Origin of the sequence: Dokdonella soli (assembly GCF_039523175.1) — a bacterium.
In the GTDB taxonomy this organism is placed as follows: Bacteria; Pseudomonadota; Gammaproteobacteria; order Xanthomonadales; family Rhodanobacteraceae; genus Dokdonella_A; species Dokdonella_A soli.
This window is the reverse complement of the sequence record NZ_BAAAEU010000006.1, coordinates 169,395-187,444: the sequence shown is the minus strand read 5'-3', so window position 1 is coordinate 187,444 and position 18,050 is coordinate 169,395. Positions and strand designations below refer to the sequence as shown.

Below are 18,050 nucleotides of genomic sequence, written 5' to 3'. Positions count from 1 at the left end.
GGCCTGGATAGTTCGAAGAGTGCGGCGCGCACGATACAGGATCCGTGTGCCGAGGGATTGCACGAATCGGCAACGCGCCGTTGGCGGTCGACGAGCCGATGGCGTGACGGGCTCGCGGACGCAGGCGTATCCTTGCCGGATGTCCGGGCTGCCTGCCATCGCAGCAACCGTGCGGCGCTTCGCCGCCCCTTTCCTTGTGCCTGTACTGATCCGCGCGCCGCGTCACCGTGGTGAGCGTCCCCTTGCGTCGACCTCGAGGAATTCCCGATGACTTCGCTCCAACTGAATGGCAAGACCGTGTCCGTGGACGCCGCACCCGATACGCCACTGCTCTGGGTGCTGCGCGATCATCTTGGCTTGACCGGCACCAAGTTCGGTTGCGGCATGGCGTTGTGCGGCGCCTGTACCGTGTATCTGGACGGCCAGCCGATCCGCTCCTGCGTCACCCCGTTGTCCGGGGCGGCCGGCAAGAAGCTCACGACGATCGAGGGTCTCGACGGCAAGGTCGCGCACGCGGTGCAGGCCGCGTGGGACCGGATCCAGGTGCCGCAATGCGGCTATTGCCAGTCCGGCCAGGTGATGTCGGCGACCGCGTTGTTGTCGAAGAATCCGAAGCCGAGCGATGCCGACATCGATATCGCGATGGCCGGCAACCTGTGCCGCTGCGGCACCTATGTGCGGATTCGCGCGGCGATCCACGCCGTCGCCGCCCAGCTGGAGGGCGCGGCATGAACGCCTCGATCGATCTCTCGCGTCGCCGCTTCGTCGCTACCTCTGCGGTGATCGGCAGCGGGCTGCTGCTCGGCTTCCGCCTCGGTGCCGGCCACGCGAAACCCGTCGCTGCGGCGGCCGACGTGCGCGCGAACGCATGGGTGCAGATCGCGCCCGGTGGCGGCGTGACCCTGTTCTGCCAGCGCAACGAGATGGGCCAGGACGTGCACACCGCGCTGACCATGCTGATCGCCGAGGAACTCGGCGTTGCGCCCGCTGCCGTCAAGGTCGAGCAGGCGCCGGTCGATCCGGTCTATGTGAACAAGCTGCTCGGCGCGCAGATCACCGGCGGCAGCACCAGCGTGCGCGATGGCTGGGATACGCTGCGCCAGGCCGGCGCGGCGGCGCGCACGATGCTGGTCGGCGCGGCGGCCGCGCAGTGGAAGGTACCCGCGGCCGAGTGCCGCGTCGCCGATGGCCACGTCGTGCACGGCGACCGGAAACTCGCCTTCGGCGCGCTCGCCACGGCCGCCGCGACGCAACCGGTGCCGAAGGATGTCGCGCTGAAACCGCGCAGCGAATTCAGCGTGATCGGCAAGCCGCTGCCGCGCCTGGATGGTGCCGACAAGGCGCGCGGCCGCACCGTGTTCGGTATCGACGTGAAGCAACCCGGTATGCTCCACGCCGCACTCGCGCAGTGTCCGGTGCTCGGCGGAAAAGTCGCTTCGTTCGATGCGAGCGCGGTCGAGAAGCGCGCCGGCGTGCGCAAGGTCGTGTCGATCGGCGAGGGCGTCGCGGTGATCGCGGATCATTGGTGGACCGCGAAATCCGCACTCGCCGACGTGAAGATCCAGTGGGACGAAGGCGCTGCCGCGAAGCTCGACAGTGCCGCGATCTTCGCGTTGCTGGACGGCGCGCGCGACCAGCCCGGCGCAGTCGTCAAGCACACCGGCGATGTCGACGCCGCGTTCGCGAAGACCAAGCCGATCGAAGCGCGCTACACCTCGCAGATGCTCGCGCACATGACACTGGAGCCGCAGAACTGTACCGCGCGGGTGTCGAACCAGGGCGTCGAGGTCTGGGCCAGCACGCAGTTCCCGCAGGGCGCGCAGGGCGTCGCCGCGCAGGCGGCCGGGGTGAAGCCGGAACAGGTACACATCCATTCGCAGTTCATCGGCGGCGGCTTCGGCCGGCGCCTCGACGTCGACTACGTCGGTCAGGCCGTTGCGATCGCGAAGGCGATGCCTGGCACGCCGGTCAAGCTGATCTGGACACGCGAGGACGACGTGCATCACGACGTCTACCGGCCGCCGTCGCTGCACCTGATGCGCGGTGCGGTCGCCGATGGCCGCGTCGTCGCGTTCACGCAGAAAATGATCTCGCCGTCGATCACCAACCGCATGTTCCCGGGCGTTGTCAAGGACGGTATCGACGGCTTCATGACCGAAGGCGCAGTGAACCTCACCTATGCGATCCCGAACCTCGACCTGCGTACGGTGATCCAGGAGGTCGGCCTCAAGGTCGGCTACTGGCGTTCGGTCAGCAATGCACTGAACGCGTTCGCGATCGAGTGTTTCATCGATGAGCTCAGCGTTGCGGCCGGCAAGAATCCGCTCGAATTCCGTCTCGCGATGCTCGACGCACTGCCGCGTCAACGTGCGGTGCTCGAGCGCGCGGCGAAGGACGCGGGCTGGAGCGACAAGCCGCCGTCAGGCCATGCGTTCGGCGTCGCGTCGATGGAATGCTACGACACGCATCTGGCGCTGGTCGCCGAGGTGTCCGGCAGCGCGCAGAAGGTCAGGCTCGAGAGGCTCGCGTTTGCGGTCGACCCCGGCATCGCGGTGCATCCGGACCAGGTTGTCGCGCAGCTGCAGGGCGGCGCGGTGAGCGGCCTGATCAATGCGCTGCGCAGCAAGATCACGCTGAAGGACGGCCGCGTCGAGCAGTCGAACTTCCACGACTTCACAATCCCGCGCATGCCGGAGATGCCGGCGATCTCGGTCGCGTTGCTCGAAGGCGGCGACAAGCCCGGTGGCATGGGCGAGGTCGGCGTGCCGCTGGTCGCACCGGCGATCGCGAACGCGGTGTTCGCGTTGACCGGCAGGCGCATCCGCTCGCTGCCGCTGGCGGATGGAGGAATCGCGTTTGCCTGAACCGCTCACTCCCTCTCCCCCGACGGTTTCATCGTCGGGGGAGAGGGCCGGGGTGAGGGGGCGGGTTGCGTGCAGAGCGAAACCTCGCAGGTGCCAACGCGGTCATCGAAGCGCTCTTGCTCGGGCCTTGTGCGAAAAAGCTCGCGGCTTTGCGCGAGATGTGGCCCCGCCCCCTCACCCAACCCTCTCCCCCAGGCAGGGCCTGGGGGAGAGGGCTTGAAGCAGTGCGGCGCTCAGTGCCCGTTGTCGATATCGATGAAGCGCAGGAACTCGGCGCGCGTGCGCGCGTCCTCACGGAACGTGCCGAGCATCTGGCTGGTGATCATCGACACGCCGCGCTTGTGCACGCCACGCGTGGTCATGCATTGATGTACGGCGTCGATCACGACGCCGACCCCGCGCGGCTTCAGCACCACGCCGATGCAGTGCGCGATCTGCGCGGTCATCTTCTCCTGCACCTGGAAGCGCCGCGCGTACGCATCGACGACGCGCGCGAGCTTGGAGATGCCGACGACCTTGTTGGTCGGCAGGTAGCCGATATGCGCGCGGCCGATGATCGGCGCCATGTGGTGCTCGCAGAACGACTCGAACGGAATGTCGCGCAACACGACCATCTCGTCGTAGCCGGCGACCTCCTCGAAGGTGCGGCCGAGGTACTCGGCCGGATCGATCGCGTAGCCGGAAAACCAGTCGCGGTACGCCTCGGCGACGCGCTTGGGCGTATCCAGCAGGCCTTCGCGGGTGGGATCCTCGCCGGCCCAGCGCAGCAGCGTGCGGATGGCTTCTTCGGCCCGGTCTTGATCAACGGTTTGCTGGTCTACCGGTGCGGTCTTCGGCGTCTTCTTCATGGATCTGTTCTTCGTGGGCATGGCGTTGCGTCGTGGATGCGCAGTCTAGCGTGATCGCCGCTGCGCGGTGCCTTTCGGCCGGGCCGGTCGGCGTGCCACAGCGGAGACAGCGCCCGCGCGTCGCGCGGGCTTCGCATCGAGCGGCGCGAGCACCCAGGACAGCGCAACGAGCTTGCCATCGCGCGCCTTGCGCGGACGCTGCAGCAAGTCCATCAGGCGCGCGAGCAGGCGGTTGATCTCGGCAAGCTCGACCGCGCCGACCCAGCCCTTGCCGCGTGCGGCCCAGAGTTCGCGCTGCGGACCTTCGACCACGGACTCCGGATCGGCGAGCGCGCGCGTGAAGTCGCGCGCCGCGACGCGCAGCAGGCTGGCAGTGGCGCGATCGACCGCCTTCGCATTCGCGGTCGCGCCGGGGCGGTAGCGCAGGCGCAGGCGATCGCCGACACGTGTGCGCGTGCGATAGCGGCGACCGTCCGCCACGGCTTCCTCCTCGATCAGGCCGCCGTCGGCGAGCTGGCGCAGGTGGTAGTAGAGCCCGTCCGCGGGACGGCCGAGCTGCGCCGCGAGCTCGGCTACCGATACTGCAACGCCGAGCGCCTCCAGCGTGTCGACGATCTCGACCCGCGTGGGCGAGGCGAGCAAGCCGATTTCAGCGGCGTCTTCGACGATTCCGCGGTTCTTCTGTGCCATTGGTTGGCTTGCCTGCTTTGAAATTAACAATGATTATTCAAACTACACGAGCGCCGCGCAAGCGCGCCGCCATCTGCGCCCCAAGGAGATCACGATGTCGAAGCATGCAATCGCAACCGTGCTGGCAGTGCTGGCGCTCTGTGTATTTAGCGGAGTACATGCCGACGAGGCGACGGATCTGTTCGCGCGCTACAAGGCGGCAAGCGGCGGCGAACGTTGGGATTCGGTGAAGAGCCAGCGCATGACCGGCACGTTGACGGCCGGCGGCCTCAGCGGCGCGTTCGAGGCACTCCAGGATCTTTCCACCGGGCGCTCGTCGGACCACTACCAGCTGGGCCCGGTCGAAGGCGCCGATGGCTATGACGGCAAGGTCGGCTGGTCACGCGATCCGGGTGGCGAAGTCGCCGCGCTCGATGCCCCGGAGGCGAAGCGCCGCGCGCGCAGCCAGGCCTGGCTCGATGCGCGCGGCTACTGGTATCCGGCGCGAATCGGCGCACGCTACGGCAAGATGGCATCGCGCGAGCTGGAGGGTCGGCGTTACGCCGTAGTCGAAGCCACAGCGGATGGCGGCGACCCGCTCACGCTGTGGTTCGATGCGCAGACGAGCCTGCTCGCACGGACCGTGCAGCGCCAGGGCCAGGACACGGCGACGACGGTGTTCGACGACTGGCGCGACGTCGATGGGCTGCGTCTTCCGTTCCACTCGATCACCGATCTCACCGATGCAGCCGGCCGCACCGATCCGCGCCAGCGCAACGAAGTGCGCCTGCAGAAGATCACATCGAACGTTGCGCTGGCCGACGCGGATTTCGCGATGCCGGCGATGGCCGCGACGGCCAAGATCGATGACGCGAGCGGCATCACACGGATTCCGTTCGATCTGGTCAACAACCACATCTATGTCGACGGCGCGATCGATGGCAAAAAGGCTCGCTTCCTGGTCGATACCGGCGGCCTGAACCTGCTGACACCCGCTGCCGCGAGCAAGCTCGGGATTACCGGCGAGGGCAAGCTGGCGGCGCGTGGCGTCGGCGACCAGTCGGTGGATCTCGCGTTCGCTCATGCGAAGGAAGTGCGCGTCGGCAACGCGTCGCTTGCGAATCCGGTGTTCTATGTGATCGATCTCGGCGACCTGCCCAAGGTCGAGGGTGTCGTCGCCGACGGCTTGGTCGGCTACGAGATGTTCCGCCGTTTCGGCATCACGATCGACTATGCCGCGCACGTGCTGACGTTGAGCGACCCGAAGAAATTCGCGCCGCCGGCGGGAGCGAGTGCGATTGCATTCGAACTCGATGACCGTATCCCGATCGTCAACGGCGTGCTCGACGGCGTGCCGGCGAGCATCACCGTCGACACCGGTTCGCGCTCGTCGCTGACCCTGCATTCGCCGTTCGTGCACGCACACCATCTCGCCACGAAATACCGTGCAGCGCCCGAGGCCGTGATCGGCTGGGGTGTTGGCGGCCCGTCTCGTGGGCGCCCCGTGCGCTTGGGCACACTCAAGCTCGGCGATCTCTCCATCGACGGCATTGCCGGCGAGCTATTCACCGGCGACAAGGGCTCGTTCGCCAATCCTGATCATGCCGGCAACCTCGGCGGCGGCGTGCTGGGCCGCTTCACGGTCGCGTTCGACTATGCCGCGAAGCGCATGTATCTCGCACCGAACGACCGGTTTGGCAAGCCGGATGGATTCGACCGCAGCGGACTCTGGTTGCTCGGGGACGGCGACGCTCTCAAGGTCGCCGATGTCGCCGGATCGAGCACGGCGGAGCGCGCCGGGCTGCGCAAGGACGACCGCATCGTGGCGATAGGCGATGAAGGTATCGAGAAACGCGGCCTGCCCGAATGGCGGCAACGCCTGCGCGAACTGCCGGTCGGCGCGAAACTCACGATCCGCTACCTGCGTGCGGGCAAGGCGGGCAAGGCGGGCAAGGCCGAGCTGGTGCTGGCCGATCGTATTGCGCCGGCGTGGAAGTCAGGCGTCGTCGAATAGCGGCTTTCCCAAGACCCGTTCTGCGTCCACCTTCAACACCGTGTTCAAGCGCATGACCGGCCACACGCCGAGCGAGTTCCGTCGTGTCCGCCCGCCCTTGTCTGCGGAAGCGGTCGTCTAGGAATCCGGGCGCTGCTCGTCTATCACACCCCGGCTTTCAAGCAGGACGCCGAGCTGGCCGGATTCTTCAAGTTCTCGGCGTGGATCGCGCTCGATCAGCCGGACACCGATATCGCCGTGTTCATCTACGAGATCAAGGCGGGCGGCAGCAGCGCGCTGTTGACGCAGGACATGCTGCGCGCCCGCTATCGCAAGAGCTTGCGCGAGCCGATCCTCGTGAAACCGGGCGCCGTCGAGCGCTACGACTTCGACGGATTCAACTTCATCGCGCGACGCGTCGCCAAAGGCAGCCGACTCCGGCTCGCGATCGGGCCGGCGAATTCGAAGTACATGGAGAAGAATTACAACGCCGGAGGCATCGTTGCCGAAGAATCCGGCAAAGACGCGCGAACGGTGAACGTGAAGCTCTACCACGACAGCGCGCATCCGAGCGCCGTCTATTTGCCGATTGCCGTATCACCCGCAGGCGCAAGTCACTGAAGAACGGATCGGAATTCACTGTTGGTCGCAGCGAACGGATTCGCCGCGATTCATCCTGCGTCGGCGCTCTTCATTCCACGCGACAGAACGCGGCCTTGAGATAGCGCGATTCCGGCACATGCGCCTGCCACGGATGGTCCGGACCGGCGCCGGTGACCTTCAGCACCTGCACCGTGCGGTTCGCGTAGAACGCGGCGCGGCGCAGCATGTCGAGGAACTGGTCTTCGCTGACGAGTCCCGTGCACGAACAGGTCAGCAGGATCCCGCCCGGCTTGACCGCGCCGAGCGCGAGCTTGTTCATGTCGAGGTACTTCTTCAGCGCCGGGATCACCTGTTCGCGATCACGGGTCATCTTGGCCGGGTCGAGGATGACCACCTCGAACTGCTTCGCGTTGTTGGCCGCCGCGTCGCGCAGCCAATGGAAGATGTCGGCCTGCACGAAACGGATCTTCGCCTTGTTCAGACGCGCGTTCTTCTCGGCGATCTCCAGGATCTCCTCGTCGAGATCGACGCCGACGACCTCCTCGGCGCCGCCGATCGTCTTCGCGTAGATGCCGAAGCCGCCGGAGTTGCAGCACAGGTCGAGCACGCGCTTGCCGGCGCAGAACTCCGACAGCAGCTTGCGGTTGTCGCGCTGGTCGGCGAAGAAGCCGGTCTTGTGCTTGGTGCCGGGCGCGGCATGGAACTTCACGCCGTGTTCGTGGATCACGGTCGGCGCGGGCGAGGGCGGCACCGCACAATCGAAGCTTTCCTGCTTCTGCACGTGTTCCTCGGCGAACGCGTACAGCGTTGCGTCCGGGTAGTGCTCAAGCAGGCAGCGTCGGATCAGGTCGCGCTGCTTGAACATGCCGGCCGAGAAGTATTCGACGACCAGCGTGTTCGCGAAGCGGTCCACGACCAGGCCCGAGAGGCCGTCACCCTCGGAATGGATCAGCCGGTACGCGTCGGTGACCGCGTCGAGCTTGAGCAGGTCGCGGCGCAACGCGACCGCCTCGGCGATCTTGCGCGCGAAGAACGTCTCGTCGACCGCCTCGTCAGGATCCTGGGTCAGCACGCGCAGCGCGATGCGCGAATGGCCGTTGTAGAAACCGCGGCCGGCAAAGTGTCCTTCGCGATCGACGATATCGACGACCGTTCCGGGTTTCGGTTTCGGTTCCGGCTTCTCGACCATCTTCTGGAAGATCCAGGGGTGGTTCGAGCGGCGTTCGGTCTTGAGCTGGATCAGGGGCAGCACGCCCTTAGGTTCACGATTCATCTGCACATGATAGCGAAGCGGCCGCATGGGATCGCTGCAGGCCGGGCGCAGCGCCATCGGAAGCACTGCGGGCGCCCTTGCCATGCGCGCCCGGGTGCGGTTATGGTCACCGCAGCAGAAGGGGAGTAGCTCCCGCTGCCGTGATCGTCAACACGGGCCGCAAGGCCCCGGTCCGGTGGGTGGATCGCCGATTTCGGTGCATCCGCGAGCAAGACCTTCGCCGTCGACGGCGAAGGTGTGCCCAGTGAAAACACAGGCCCCGTGTGCCCTCGGCTCACGGGGTTTTGCGTTTTCGGAGCACGGCGATGCACACAATCGGAACCAGCGGCATGTGGGCGGCGTTCCTCGCCGTCGTGGTGGTGGCACTCGCCATCGATTTCCTCGTGCTGAGGAGCAATGGTGCGCATCGGGTCGGATTCCGCGAGGCGTTGTACTGGAGCTTCGCCTGGATCGGACTCGCACTCGCGTTCAATCTTGGCCTGTGGTGGTGGCTCGACGTGCACGCGGGGCGCACGGTCGCGAACGAGGTCGGCCTCGAGTTCCTGACCGGCTACGTGGTCGAGAAGGCGCTCGCGGTCGACAACATCTTCGTGTTCCTGACGGTGTTCAATTCCTTCGCGGTGCCGGCCGAGCAGCGCCAGCGTGCGTTGATGCTCGGCGTGCTCGGCGCGATCGTGCTGCGCGCGATCCTGATCCTGGTCGGTGCGGAACTGGTCGCGGAGTTCCACTGGATCCTGTACGTGTTCGGCCTGTTCCTGATCGTCACCGGCGTGAAGATGCTGCTCGCGACGAACCAGGCGCCTGCGCTCGACGACAACCCGGTCCTGCGCTGGATGCGTGCGCGGCTGGCCTTGACCGACGGCTTCCGCGGCAGCGCGCTCAGCGTCGTCGAACAAGGCCGGCGCTGGTACACGCCGTTGTTCGTCGTGATGGTGCTGATCGCGGTCACCGACGTGATCTTCGCGGTCGATTCGATCCCGGCGATCTTCGCGGTCACCGAGGATCCGTTCGTCGTGCTGACCTCGAACGTGTTCGCCGTGCTCGGCCTGCGCGCGTTGTTCTTCCTGCTCGCCGGGATGGTCGAGCGTTTCCACCTGCTCGGCTATGGTCTGGCAGCCGTGCTGCTGTTCGTCGGCACGAAGATGCTGCTCGCCGGAATCTACAAGATTCCGATCGGCATCGCGCTGGTGGTGGTCGCATTGCTGATCGCCGCATCGATCGGCGCCAGCCTCTATGTGCCGCGGCGCGATCGCGACCAGGCCTGAGCCGCGATCGCGGGCGGCTTGCGCTGCCGCATGCGCCGATCACCCCTTCTGGGGATCGAGCGGCGAAACGCATTCCGGCGCGCAGGCAAACCGCGACATCACCATGGTGCGGTCGCGGCCGGCGCGCTTGGCGGCATACAGCGCGCGGTCCGCCGCGCGCAGCAGCGAGGACAGATCGGGCACGGCTGCACCGAATGTCGCCACGCCGATCGAGACGCGCAGGCCCAGTGTGTAGCCGTTGATCGAGAGCGGCGAGTTGGCGACATGCCGGCGCACGCGTTCCGCGGTCAGGCAGGCTTCGGCTTCGCCCGATCCGGGCAGCAGGATCGCGAATTCCTCGCCGCCGATGCGGCTCAGCACGTGGTCGGCGCGCAGCGCGTCGCGCATCAGCGTGACCACGCCGCACAGCGCCTCGTCGCCGGTGTCGTGGCCGTAGTCGTCGTTGATGCTCTTGAAATGATCGACGTCGATCGCGAGCAGCGAAAACGACGTGCCGTCGCGCTGTGCGTCGCCGATCGCCTTCTCGGCGAGCCCGACCAGCGTGCGGCGGTTGTAGACGCCGGTCAGCGGATCGATCATCGCCAGGCGCGAGAGATCGTCGCTGAGGTGGTCGCTGCACATCAGCATGAAGCCGATCGTGCCGATCGTCGGCAGGATCGCGCTGAACACGAACACGATGCTCGCCATCGCGACGCGCAAATCCGGAGCGATCAGCGTGGGGCCGAGGAATTCGACGATGCCGCGCGACACTGCGATCACGGTGCAGGCGAGGAACAGTCCGCCGGTCAGGTAATCGGCCGGTCGCAACGCCCTGGGCTGACGCAGGATCGAGCGCGCGACCATGAATTGCAACGCGGCGATCGGGATCTCGGTGAGCGCCACGCGCCAGCCCGGTTGCGGCCATGCGTAGGTGAAAAGGATCGAGATCAGCGCGACGGCGCCGACCAGCAGCATCGACAGGCTGCCGTGATGGCGCTGGCCGGTGAACAGATGCAGCGCGCGGCCCATTTCGGCGTAGGCGAGCGCATAGACCGTGTTCAGCACGATGATCGCACCCGCGCCGGGCGATGTCCCGAGCACCGCGACCGCGAACAGCGGGAGCGTCTGCAGGAACAGGCCGCCGATCCAGACGCGCATCGCGCTGCGCAGTGCCGGCGGATAGCGCGACGACGCAAACGCCAGACTCGCGCCAACGCAGAACGTCAGCAGCGAGGTGACCATCATGGCGGTGGTGATATCGAAATGCATGCGGTTTCGCGTGGACGTTGCGACGCTGGCGTGCGCCAGGCCGAGTCGTTGCTGGACCATCCTCGGGATCGCTGCGCGGCAGACCCCCTCTCAAGGAATGCGCGGCGGTTGCCATGGTAAGCCTTGGCAGGGCTCACCGGTAGGCGAGCCCTGCGCCGGTCGTTCCTGCCGCGGGGTTGTGGCGGCTGGCGCCGACCCCACAATCCGTCCATGGACATGGCGCGCCCGATCCCGGAACCGACCCGCACCGCGGTGGCGCACGATCGCCAGCGCGTGCGCTATGCGGTGCTCGGCGCCGCCGCGCTGCTGGCAGGGGTCTGGATCGCCTGGATCGCGGCCTGGCTGCTCGGCTGGTCGTTGGACGACCTTGGCATCGAGCCGCGCCGCCTGCACGGCCTGATCGGCGTGCTGACCGCACCGTTCGCGCATGCCTCGTTCGAGCACCTGATGTCGAACACCCTGCCGCTGGCCCTGCTGGCGACGCTGACGCTGTACTGCTACCCGCGCGCGGCGCGCCTGGCTTTGCCTCTGATCTGGGTGCTTTCCGGCCTCGGCGTCTGGCTGTTCGCACGCGATTCCGTGCACGTCGGCGCGAGCGGGATCGCGCACGGGCTGATGCTGTTCCTGTTCGTGATGGGCCTGATCCGGCGCGACCGCCTGGCCGTGGTCACCTCGCTGGTCGTGTTTTTCCTGTACGGCGGCATGTTGCTCAGCGTGCTGCCGCGCGAGCAGAACGTCAGCTTCGAATATCACCTCGCTGGCGCGCTGGCCGGCGTGCTCGCGGCGTTCCTGCTGCATGCGCGCGATCCGCTGCCGCCGCGCAAGCGCTACAGCTGGGAAGACGACGACGCCACGGCGGCCATGGTGGACGACGAACTGGAGCTGCCGCACGCCCACGACGTGCCGGTGCTCTGGCAGCGCACGCCGGCCGATGACCGCCACGGGCGCGTGATCAAGTTCCGTCCGCGCGATCCAGGCGACTCTCCGCCACCGACCGTGCACTGAATCGCCGGGAGCGATTCAGGACGGCCGCAGGGCCGGCCCCGAGCGCAGCGAGGGGTGAGCCCCATGGATGGGGCGAGCACCGATCGCCGGGAGCGATTCAGGACGGCCGCAGGGCCGGCCCCGAGCGCAGCGAGGGGTGAGCCCCACGGATGGGGCGAGCACCGATCGCCGGGAGCGATTCAGGACGGCCGCAGGGCCGGCCCCGCAGCGCGCAGCGCGGAGGGGCGAGCCGGTATTAAGCGCGGGCTGCGCGAACCGCGCTAAGCTGTCCGCCATCGATCACGAGACCGTGTCATGACCGCTTCCGAACCCCAACGCGTCGAACGCCAGCAGACCGACAAGGGCTATGTGCCGGTCTACACCACCGCAGTCGTCGAGCAGCCGTGGGCGAGCTATTCGCGCACCGACCACCAAACCTGGGCAACGCTGTTCCAGCGCCAGCGCGAGGTCCTCAAGGGCCGCGCCTGCCGCGAATTCATCGAGAACCAGGAACGCTTCCAGATGGCGCCGAACGCGATCCCGCGTTTCGACGATCTCAACGAGGTGCTGGCCAAGGCGACCGGCTGGCAGCTGGTCGGCGTCGAGGGCCTGCTGCCCGAACTCGTGTTCTTCGACCACCTCGCGAACCGGCGCTTTCCGGTGACCTGGTGGATCCGCAAGCCCGAACAACTCGACTACCTCGCCGAACCGGACCTGTTCCACGACCTGTTCGGCCATGTGCCGCTGCTGCTGAACCCGGTGTTCGCCGACTACATGGAAGCCTACGGCAAGGGCGGCGTGAAGGCGCACGGCATCGGCGCCGAGGCGCTGGTCAACCTGACGCGCCTGTACTGGTACACGGTCGAGTTCGGCCTGATCCGCCAGGACGACGGCCTGCGCATCTACGGTTCCGGCATCGTCAGCTCGAAGGGCGAGTCGATCCACTGCCTCGAATCGCCGGCGCCGAACCGGATCGGCTTCGACCTCAAGCGCATCATGAAGACGCGCTACCGCATCGACACCTACCAGAAAACCTATTTCGTGATCGATAGCTTCGACCAGCTGATGGACGCGACGCGTCCGGACTTCCGGCCGATCTATGCGGAGCTGGCGGAGCAGCCGTCGATTCCGGCCGGCGACGTGCTCGCCACGGATGCCGTGTTCAACCGAGGCACCGGTGAGGGCTGGGCAAAGGACGGCGACGTCTGACGGCTTCTTCTCCCTCTCCCCCGATGGCTTCTTCGTTGGGGGAGAGGGCCGGGGTGAGGGGGCAGGGCTTCACGAGTACGTTACGTTGCAGCTTGCGAATTCGGACCAGCGAAGCGCGATGGCTCGAAGTCCACGCTGGAATCACGGCGTGGTTCCGGTGCGCCGCCCCGCCCCCTCACCCAACCCCCTCCCCCAAGCGAGCTTGGGGGGAGAGGGCTTCAAAAACCTCCGATGGAGCCGACGATGGCAGCATTCCGATTGAGCATGGCCCTATTGGCGATGATCGTTGGCGACAACGCTCACGCCGAGGTCAAGCAATCCGCCGCCGACAGCTTCCTCGTCACCTTCTCTGAACCCATCACCGCGACGCCGGCGAAAGCCTGGACAGGCATCGCGCAGGTCCAGCACTGGTGGAGCAGCGAGCACACCTGGTCCGGCAAGGCCGAGAACCTGAGCCTGAAAGCCGAGGCCGGCGGCTGCTTCTGCGAACGCTGGCCCGGCGGCAGCGTCGAACACGGCCACGTGATCATGGCGTTGCCGGACAAATTGCTGCGCTTGGACAGCGCGCTCGGGCCGCTGCAGGAATTCGCGTTGAAAGGCATCCTGAATTTCTGGATCCGCAGTGGCGACGATGGCGCGACGCGGCTCGATGTCGAATACCGCGTCAACGGCGCCGGCAGCAGCGGCCTCGACGCGTTCGCGCCGAAGGTCGATGAGGTGCTCGGCGCGCAGGTCGCGCGCCTGGTGCGCTACATCGACACCGGCAATCCCGAGGCGCCGACCGCGCCGGCGAACACCGACGCGCAGGCGGCCTCGCGTGCGACGATACTCGAGGAATGGAAAAAGAGCGCGGAGCAGTCGAACGCGGACGCGTCGAAGGCATCCGCTCCGCCGCACCGGCCTGTGACGAAGAAGAAGCCGCCGAAGCCGGATAGTCCGGCCACGCCGTGACGCTGACCCTGCTCGCGAACATCGACGTCGACGACCTCGCGCGCGCCGAAGCGTTCTACGTGAGCGCGCTCGGCCTGACCGTCAGCCGGCGTTTCGGCGCGGATGGTGTCGAGCTGCTGGGTGCATCGTCACCGGTCTATCTGCTGCGCAAGGCCGCCGGCAGCGCGGCCGGCGATGCGACCATGCAGACGCGCGACTACCGGCGCCACTGGACGCCGGTGCATCTGGATTTCGTCGTCAGCGATCTCGATGCGGCTCTTGCTCGCGCCCTGGCGGCGGGAGCGACACTGGAAAGCGAACCGCGCACCGCGAACTGGGGTCGCATCGCCGTGCTCGCCGACCCGTTCGGCCACGGTTTCTGCCTGCTCGAATTCCTGAATCGCGGCTACGACGAGATCGCGATCTCGTCGTAGCCGGTATCGCCTTTCAGGAAGGTCGCAAGGCCTTCGTTGCAGCGGTCGTCAGCCTTTCGCCTTGCGTGCGGCGATCCACGCGTCGACGCGCTGCTCGAGCAGCGGCAGCGGCACCGAGCCTTCGGCGAGCACTGCGTCGTGGAACGCGCGCAGGTCGAACTTCGGCCCGAGTTCCTTCTCGGCATGCGCACGCAGCTCGACGATCCTGATCTCGCCGAGCTTGTAGCTGAGCGCCTGGCCCGGCCACGAGATGTAGCGGTCGACTTCGGTTTCGACCTCGTGCTGGCTGAGCGCTGCATGCGAAGCGAGATACTGGATCGCCTGCTCGCGCGTCCAGCCCTTGTGGTGGATGCCGGTGTCGATCACGAGCCGCGCGGCGCGCCACATCTCGTACGTTTCGCGGCCGAATTCCTCGTAGGGCGTGTGGTAGACGCCCATCTCCTTGCCGAGCTTCTCGCAGTACAGCGCCCAACCTTCGCCATACGCGGAGATGTAGCTCTTGCTGCGGAAGTCCGGCAGGTCCTTGTGCTCCTCGGACAGCTCACCTTGCAGCGCGTGGCCCGGCGCGGACTCGTGCAGGGTCAGCGCCGGCAGGTTGTAGAGCGGCCGCGAGGGCAAGTCGTAGGTATTGACCCAGTAGGTATGCGCGCCGCCGCGGCCGGCGGTCCAGAACGGTGCGATCGCCGCCGGCACCGGCTCGATGCCGAAGCGGCCGCGCGGCAGCAGGCCGAAGAACTGACCGAGCTTCGCATCGACCTGCTTGGCGATCCACGACGCGCGCATCAGCAGCTCGTCCGGCGTCTTCGCGTAGAACTGCGGATCCGTGCGCAGGAACAGCAGGAACGCCGGGAAGTCGCCCTTGAAGCCGGTTTCCTTCATCGTCGCCTGCATCTGGGCATCGATGCGTGCGACTTCGTTCAGGCCGATCTGATGGATCGCCTCGGGATCGAGGTCGAGCGTCGTGTACTCCTTGATCTGCTGGCGGTAGTAGGTCTTGCCATCCGGCAGCGCCTCGGCCGCGAGCGTCTTGCGTGCATGCGGGACATAGTCCTCGCGGAAGAACTTCAGCAGTTTCGCGTAGGCGGGGATCACGCGCTCGCGGATCGCGCGCGTCGCGTCCGCACGCAGCTTGGCCTGCTCATCCGCTGGAATCGTTGACGGCAGCTTCTTCAGCGGCGCATAGAACTCGCTGTTCTCGGGCGACTTGACCTCGGCGTAGCTCGCGATCGAGACGTCGCGCCCGTCCAGCACCGCGCGCGGCACGGAGAAGCCACGTTTCAGGCCCGCGCGCATGTTCGCGGTCTGCTGGTCGAAATAGCGCGGCACGTCGCCGAGCTTCGCGATGTAATTGCGCGCGGTCTGCGCATCCTTCAGCGGGCGTCGCGTCATGAATCCGAGATCGGACCAGAACTGCGAGTCGCTGTTGAACGGCATTTCGTAGCCGCGGAAGCGGATGTCCGCGGCGAGGTTCTCGATTTGCGGCCGGTACACCGCGAGGTTGACCCGGTTCTCGGCGGACAGCTCCTTCGCCGGGATTGCGTCGAGCTGCTTGAGCACGTCGTTCCAGTACGCGAGCCGGGCGTTCTGCGCGGTCGCGCCGACATCCGGCAGATGGTCGTCATGAGGATTCGACTCGTGATCCTCGTCGTCGACACCGCCGAACTGCTGCTGGCGCCAACTCCACTCCTTCGAGTACAGCGCCTTGAAGCGGTCGTCAGGGCTGTCGGCATGAGCCAGCGCGCTCAGGGCAATGCCCGCGCACAGCAGGCCAGCGAACCATCGGGTCATTGCGATCTCCATCGAGGCGGAAAGCGCGATGATCGCACCGAAACGCCGGTGCGGGAGTGCCGATGGATGGGGCGGAGGGGAGCGAGAGTCCTGTGGGTTGCTACAGGTCCAGCGCATCCGGCTCGCCGCCGGCTGCTCGCAGGTACGCCGAGAGTCCGCGCTCGGCGGTCTCGGTGAAGACCTCGCCGGTGGGATCGAACGAGGCAATGCGATCCGGGCGGAAATTGCGGAAGTCGGTGCGCAATCGGCACCAGGCACCGAGCGTCCAGGCTCCGCCCCAGAACGCGAGGCACAGCGGCTCGACTTCGCGCACGCTGGCACGGCTGGATTCGTCGCGGTAGTCGAGGCGTAGCACGCGATGCCCGGCGATCGCTTCGTGCAGGCGGTCGATCGCGCCGGATTTCGCCTCGTGCCAGCGCGCCGGCGCGTAGATGCGTGAGCGCATCGCGCGCTGGCGCAATTCCGGCGGCAGCACCGCCTCGATCTTCAGCAGCGCGGCCTGTGCGCTCGCGTTGAGGCGGCTGCCCGCGAACGCCTTCACGAACCGCGTGCCGACGACCAGTGCCTCGAGTTCGTCGGCGTTGAACATCAGCGGCGGTATGTCCGCGCCCTTGCGCAACATGTAGCCGATGCCGGCCTCGCCTTCGATCGGTACGCCGGAAAGTTGCAGGTCGGCGACATCACGGTAGACCGTGCGCAGCGAAACGTTGAGCGTTTCCGCGAGTCGCCGCGCCGGCAATGCGGTGCGGCGGCCACGCAGGGCGTGGATGATAAGGAACAGTCGGTCGGCGCGGCGCATCCTGACATGATCGCCTGCATGCGCCGTGCTGGCAAAGGCATGTCCATCGGATTCATCCGAACTGCGCGAAACCGACCACGTTGCCACCCGGTTCGCGCACGTAGATCTCGTGGCTGCCATAGAACGTGCGATGGCGCGGCTTGACGACCGGCGCGTCGCCGATCGCGCGCTCGATCGCATCGAGGTCGTCGACCTCGATGAACAGCACGATCGAGTGACCATCGAGTTCGCCGGCGGCATCCGCGCGCTCGGCGATCACGCTGGCGCGCGTCTGCACCATGACCTCGATGCCGTCCTTTTCGACACTCGCGAAGACCAGGCTGCCGTCGGGGCCCGGAACCTCGTTAGCGGCCGTGAAACCGAAGCGGTCGATCCAGAAGCGGATGCTCGGTTCGACACGCTCCACGACCAGTACCGGCGTCAGGCGCCCGAGGCGCGGTGAGGCTGGGGATGTGTTCGTGTTCATGGGGTTCTCACCGGGTTGTGCGCGCGGTCACTCGCCGTCCCAGTAACCGAGCGAGTCGCCGGGGCGGCCGAGGTGATAGAACATCTGCGGCTTGCCGTCCGCGTCCGGATCGAACTCGGCGGCGACGCCGAACTTGCCGGAGTCCGGGTATTCGCAGATCTCGGGTGTGATGCGCGTACTGACCGCGAGATAGCGCAGCTCCGTGTCCGCCGATGTGTTGACGATCTGGTGCGCGGATTCCGGACCGCCCGGTGGGCAGGCGATCACGTCGCCGGCGCGGATGGCGTGCACGGCGCCGCCGATGCGGATCTCGCCGCTGCCTTCGATCACGAAGAACATCTCCTCGTTGATGCGATGGCAATGGAACGGGAACGCGCGCTTGCCGGGCGGGACGACTGTCACGTTGTAGCCGAGCTTGCGCGCGCCGAGCGCGCGGCCGGCCTGGCCGATGCGGGCCCCATCGAAGCGTTCGCGCGCATGGTCGGGAATCCCACCGGGAAAACCCTGGTAGTCGAGATCGGCGATGTTGATGATGGGGCGATTCATGCGGGACTCCGGTATTCAGGCAGGCAGGGACGCACAGGCCGTGACGGCTTGCGGCGGGGATGTATGCCGATCGTGGCACGTCCGCGCCCGTGCTGCGGACTCGTCGTGGCAAGGATCCTTGGTGGTCACGG

At 66.9% G+C, this 18,050-nt stretch carries 17 protein-coding genes; 9 read left to right on the top strand and 8 right to left on the bottom strand.

What is annotated here, in order from left to right; translation table 11 throughout:
* The first annotated feature begins 267 nt into the window (after positions 1-267).
* The gene (locus ABD002_RS06545) at positions 268-732 is read left to right on the top strand and encodes a (2Fe-2S)-binding protein (protein WP_343788383.1); all 465 of its coding nucleotides are present in this window, start codon (positions 268-270) and stop codon (positions 730-732) included.
* The gene (locus tag ABD002_RS06540) at positions 729-2,864 is read left to right on the top strand and encodes a xanthine dehydrogenase family protein molybdopterin-binding subunit (RefSeq protein ID WP_343788381.1); all 2,136 of its coding nucleotides are present in this window, start codon (positions 729-731) and stop codon (positions 2,862-2,864) included. The genes ABD002_RS06545 and ABD002_RS06540 overlap by 4 nt, the downstream gene beginning before the upstream one ends.
* Before the next feature lie 233 nt (positions 2,865-3,097).
* Here ABD002_RS06540 and folE read toward each other — a convergent pair whose 3' ends face one another.
* Positions 3,098-3,712, bottom strand: coding sequence for a GTP cyclohydrolase I FolE (gene folE, locus ABD002_RS06535; protein WP_343788379.1), 615 nt, complete (start codon positions 3,710-3,712; stop codon positions 3,098-3,100).
* A 45-nt stretch (positions 3,713-3,757) separates the two neighbouring features.
* Entirely contained in the window at positions 3,758-4,402 is a 645-nt protein-coding gene (locus tag ABD002_RS06530; protein WP_343788377.1) for a helix-turn-helix domain-containing protein, read from the bottom strand.
* A gap of 94 nt (positions 4,403-4,496) precedes the next feature.
* Between ABD002_RS06530 and ABD002_RS06525 the strand changes: the two genes are divergently transcribed.
* On the top strand, positions 4,497-6,395 hold the full coding sequence (locus ABD002_RS06525; protein WP_343788375.1) for an aspartyl protease family protein: 1,899 nt from the start codon (positions 4,497-4,499) through the stop codon (positions 6,393-6,395).
* 123 nt (positions 6,396-6,518) lie between these two features.
* Positions 6,519-6,995: a CocE/NonD family hydrolase C-terminal non-catalytic domain-containing protein gene (locus tag ABD002_RS06520; RefSeq protein ID WP_343789381.1), complete on the top strand. Its 477-nt coding sequence runs from the start codon at positions 6,519-6,521 to the stop codon at positions 6,993-6,995.
* Between the two features lie 70 nt (positions 6,996-7,065).
* On the opposite strand, the gene ABD002_RS06515 is transcribed toward ABD002_RS06520, so the two are convergent.
* Complete coding sequence (locus ABD002_RS06515) at positions 7,066-8,250, bottom strand: class I SAM-dependent rRNA methyltransferase (protein ID WP_343788373.1); 1,185 nt, start codon at positions 8,248-8,250, stop codon at positions 7,066-7,068.
* A 305-nt stretch (positions 8,251-8,555) separates the two neighbouring features.
* Here ABD002_RS06515 and ABD002_RS06510 point away from each other — a divergent pair, with 305 nt between their 5' ends.
* Positions 8,556-9,515: a TerC family protein gene (locus ABD002_RS06510; RefSeq protein ID WP_343788371.1), complete on the top strand. Its 960-nt coding sequence runs from the start codon at positions 8,556-8,558 to the stop codon at positions 9,513-9,515.
* A gap of 39 nt (positions 9,516-9,554) precedes the next feature.
* On the opposite strand, the gene ABD002_RS06505 is transcribed toward ABD002_RS06510, so the two are convergent.
* Complete coding sequence (locus ABD002_RS06505) at positions 9,555-10,763, bottom strand: GGDEF domain-containing protein (RefSeq protein WP_343788369.1); 1,209 nt, start codon at positions 10,761-10,763, stop codon at positions 9,555-9,557.
* Positions 10,764-10,979: 216 nt separating this feature from the next.
* Between ABD002_RS06505 and ABD002_RS06500 the strand changes: the two genes are divergently transcribed.
* The 4 genes from ABD002_RS06500 (at position 10,980) to ABD002_RS06485 (ending at position 14,320) form a co-directional block, all read left to right on the top strand.
* Positions 10,980-11,768, top strand: a complete 789-nt coding sequence (locus ABD002_RS06500) for a rhomboid family intramembrane serine protease (RefSeq protein ID WP_343788367.1) — start codon at positions 10,980-10,982, stop codon at positions 11,766-11,768.
* Positions 11,769-12,062: 294 nt separating this feature from the next.
* The gene (phhA, locus tag ABD002_RS06495; protein ID WP_343788365.1) at positions 12,063-12,956 is read left to right on the top strand and encodes a phenylalanine 4-monooxygenase; all 894 of its coding nucleotides are present in this window, start codon (positions 12,063-12,065) and stop codon (positions 12,954-12,956) included.
* A gap of 243 nt (positions 12,957-13,199) precedes the next feature.
* Complete coding sequence (locus ABD002_RS06490; RefSeq protein WP_343788363.1) at positions 13,200-13,907, top strand: hypothetical protein; 708 nt, start codon at positions 13,200-13,202, stop codon at positions 13,905-13,907.
* A gap of 2 nt (positions 13,908-13,909) precedes the next feature.
* A complete protein-coding gene (locus ABD002_RS06485) occupies positions 13,910-14,320 on the top strand; it encodes a VOC family protein (protein ID WP_343789378.1) in 411 nt (136 codons plus the stop codon).
* Positions 14,321-14,368: 48 nt separating this feature from the next.
* Here the strand turns inward: ABD002_RS06485 and ABD002_RS06480 are convergent, their stop codons facing one another.
* From ABD002_RS06480 to ABD002_RS06465, 4 genes are all read right to left on the bottom strand, one after another.
* Positions 14,369-16,108, bottom strand: a complete 1,740-nt coding sequence (locus ABD002_RS06480) for a DUF885 domain-containing protein (protein WP_343788361.1) — start codon at positions 16,106-16,108, stop codon at positions 14,369-14,371.
* A gap of 100 nt (positions 16,109-16,208) precedes the next feature.
* Positions 16,209-16,907 (bottom strand): helix-turn-helix transcriptional regulator, encoded by a 699-nt coding sequence (locus ABD002_RS06475; protein WP_343788359.1) that lies wholly within the window; start codon positions 16,905-16,907, stop codon positions 16,209-16,211.
* A 52-nt stretch (positions 16,908-16,959) separates the two neighbouring features.
* Complete coding sequence (locus ABD002_RS06470; protein WP_343788357.1) at positions 16,960-17,373, bottom strand: VOC family protein; 414 nt, start codon at positions 17,371-17,373, stop codon at positions 16,960-16,962.
* 27 nt (positions 17,374-17,400) lie between these two features.
* On the bottom strand, positions 17,401-17,919 hold the full coding sequence (locus tag ABD002_RS06465) for a cupin domain-containing protein (RefSeq protein WP_343788355.1): 519 nt from the start codon (positions 17,917-17,919) through the stop codon (positions 17,401-17,403).
* Positions 17,920-18,050 lie beyond the last annotated feature (131 nt).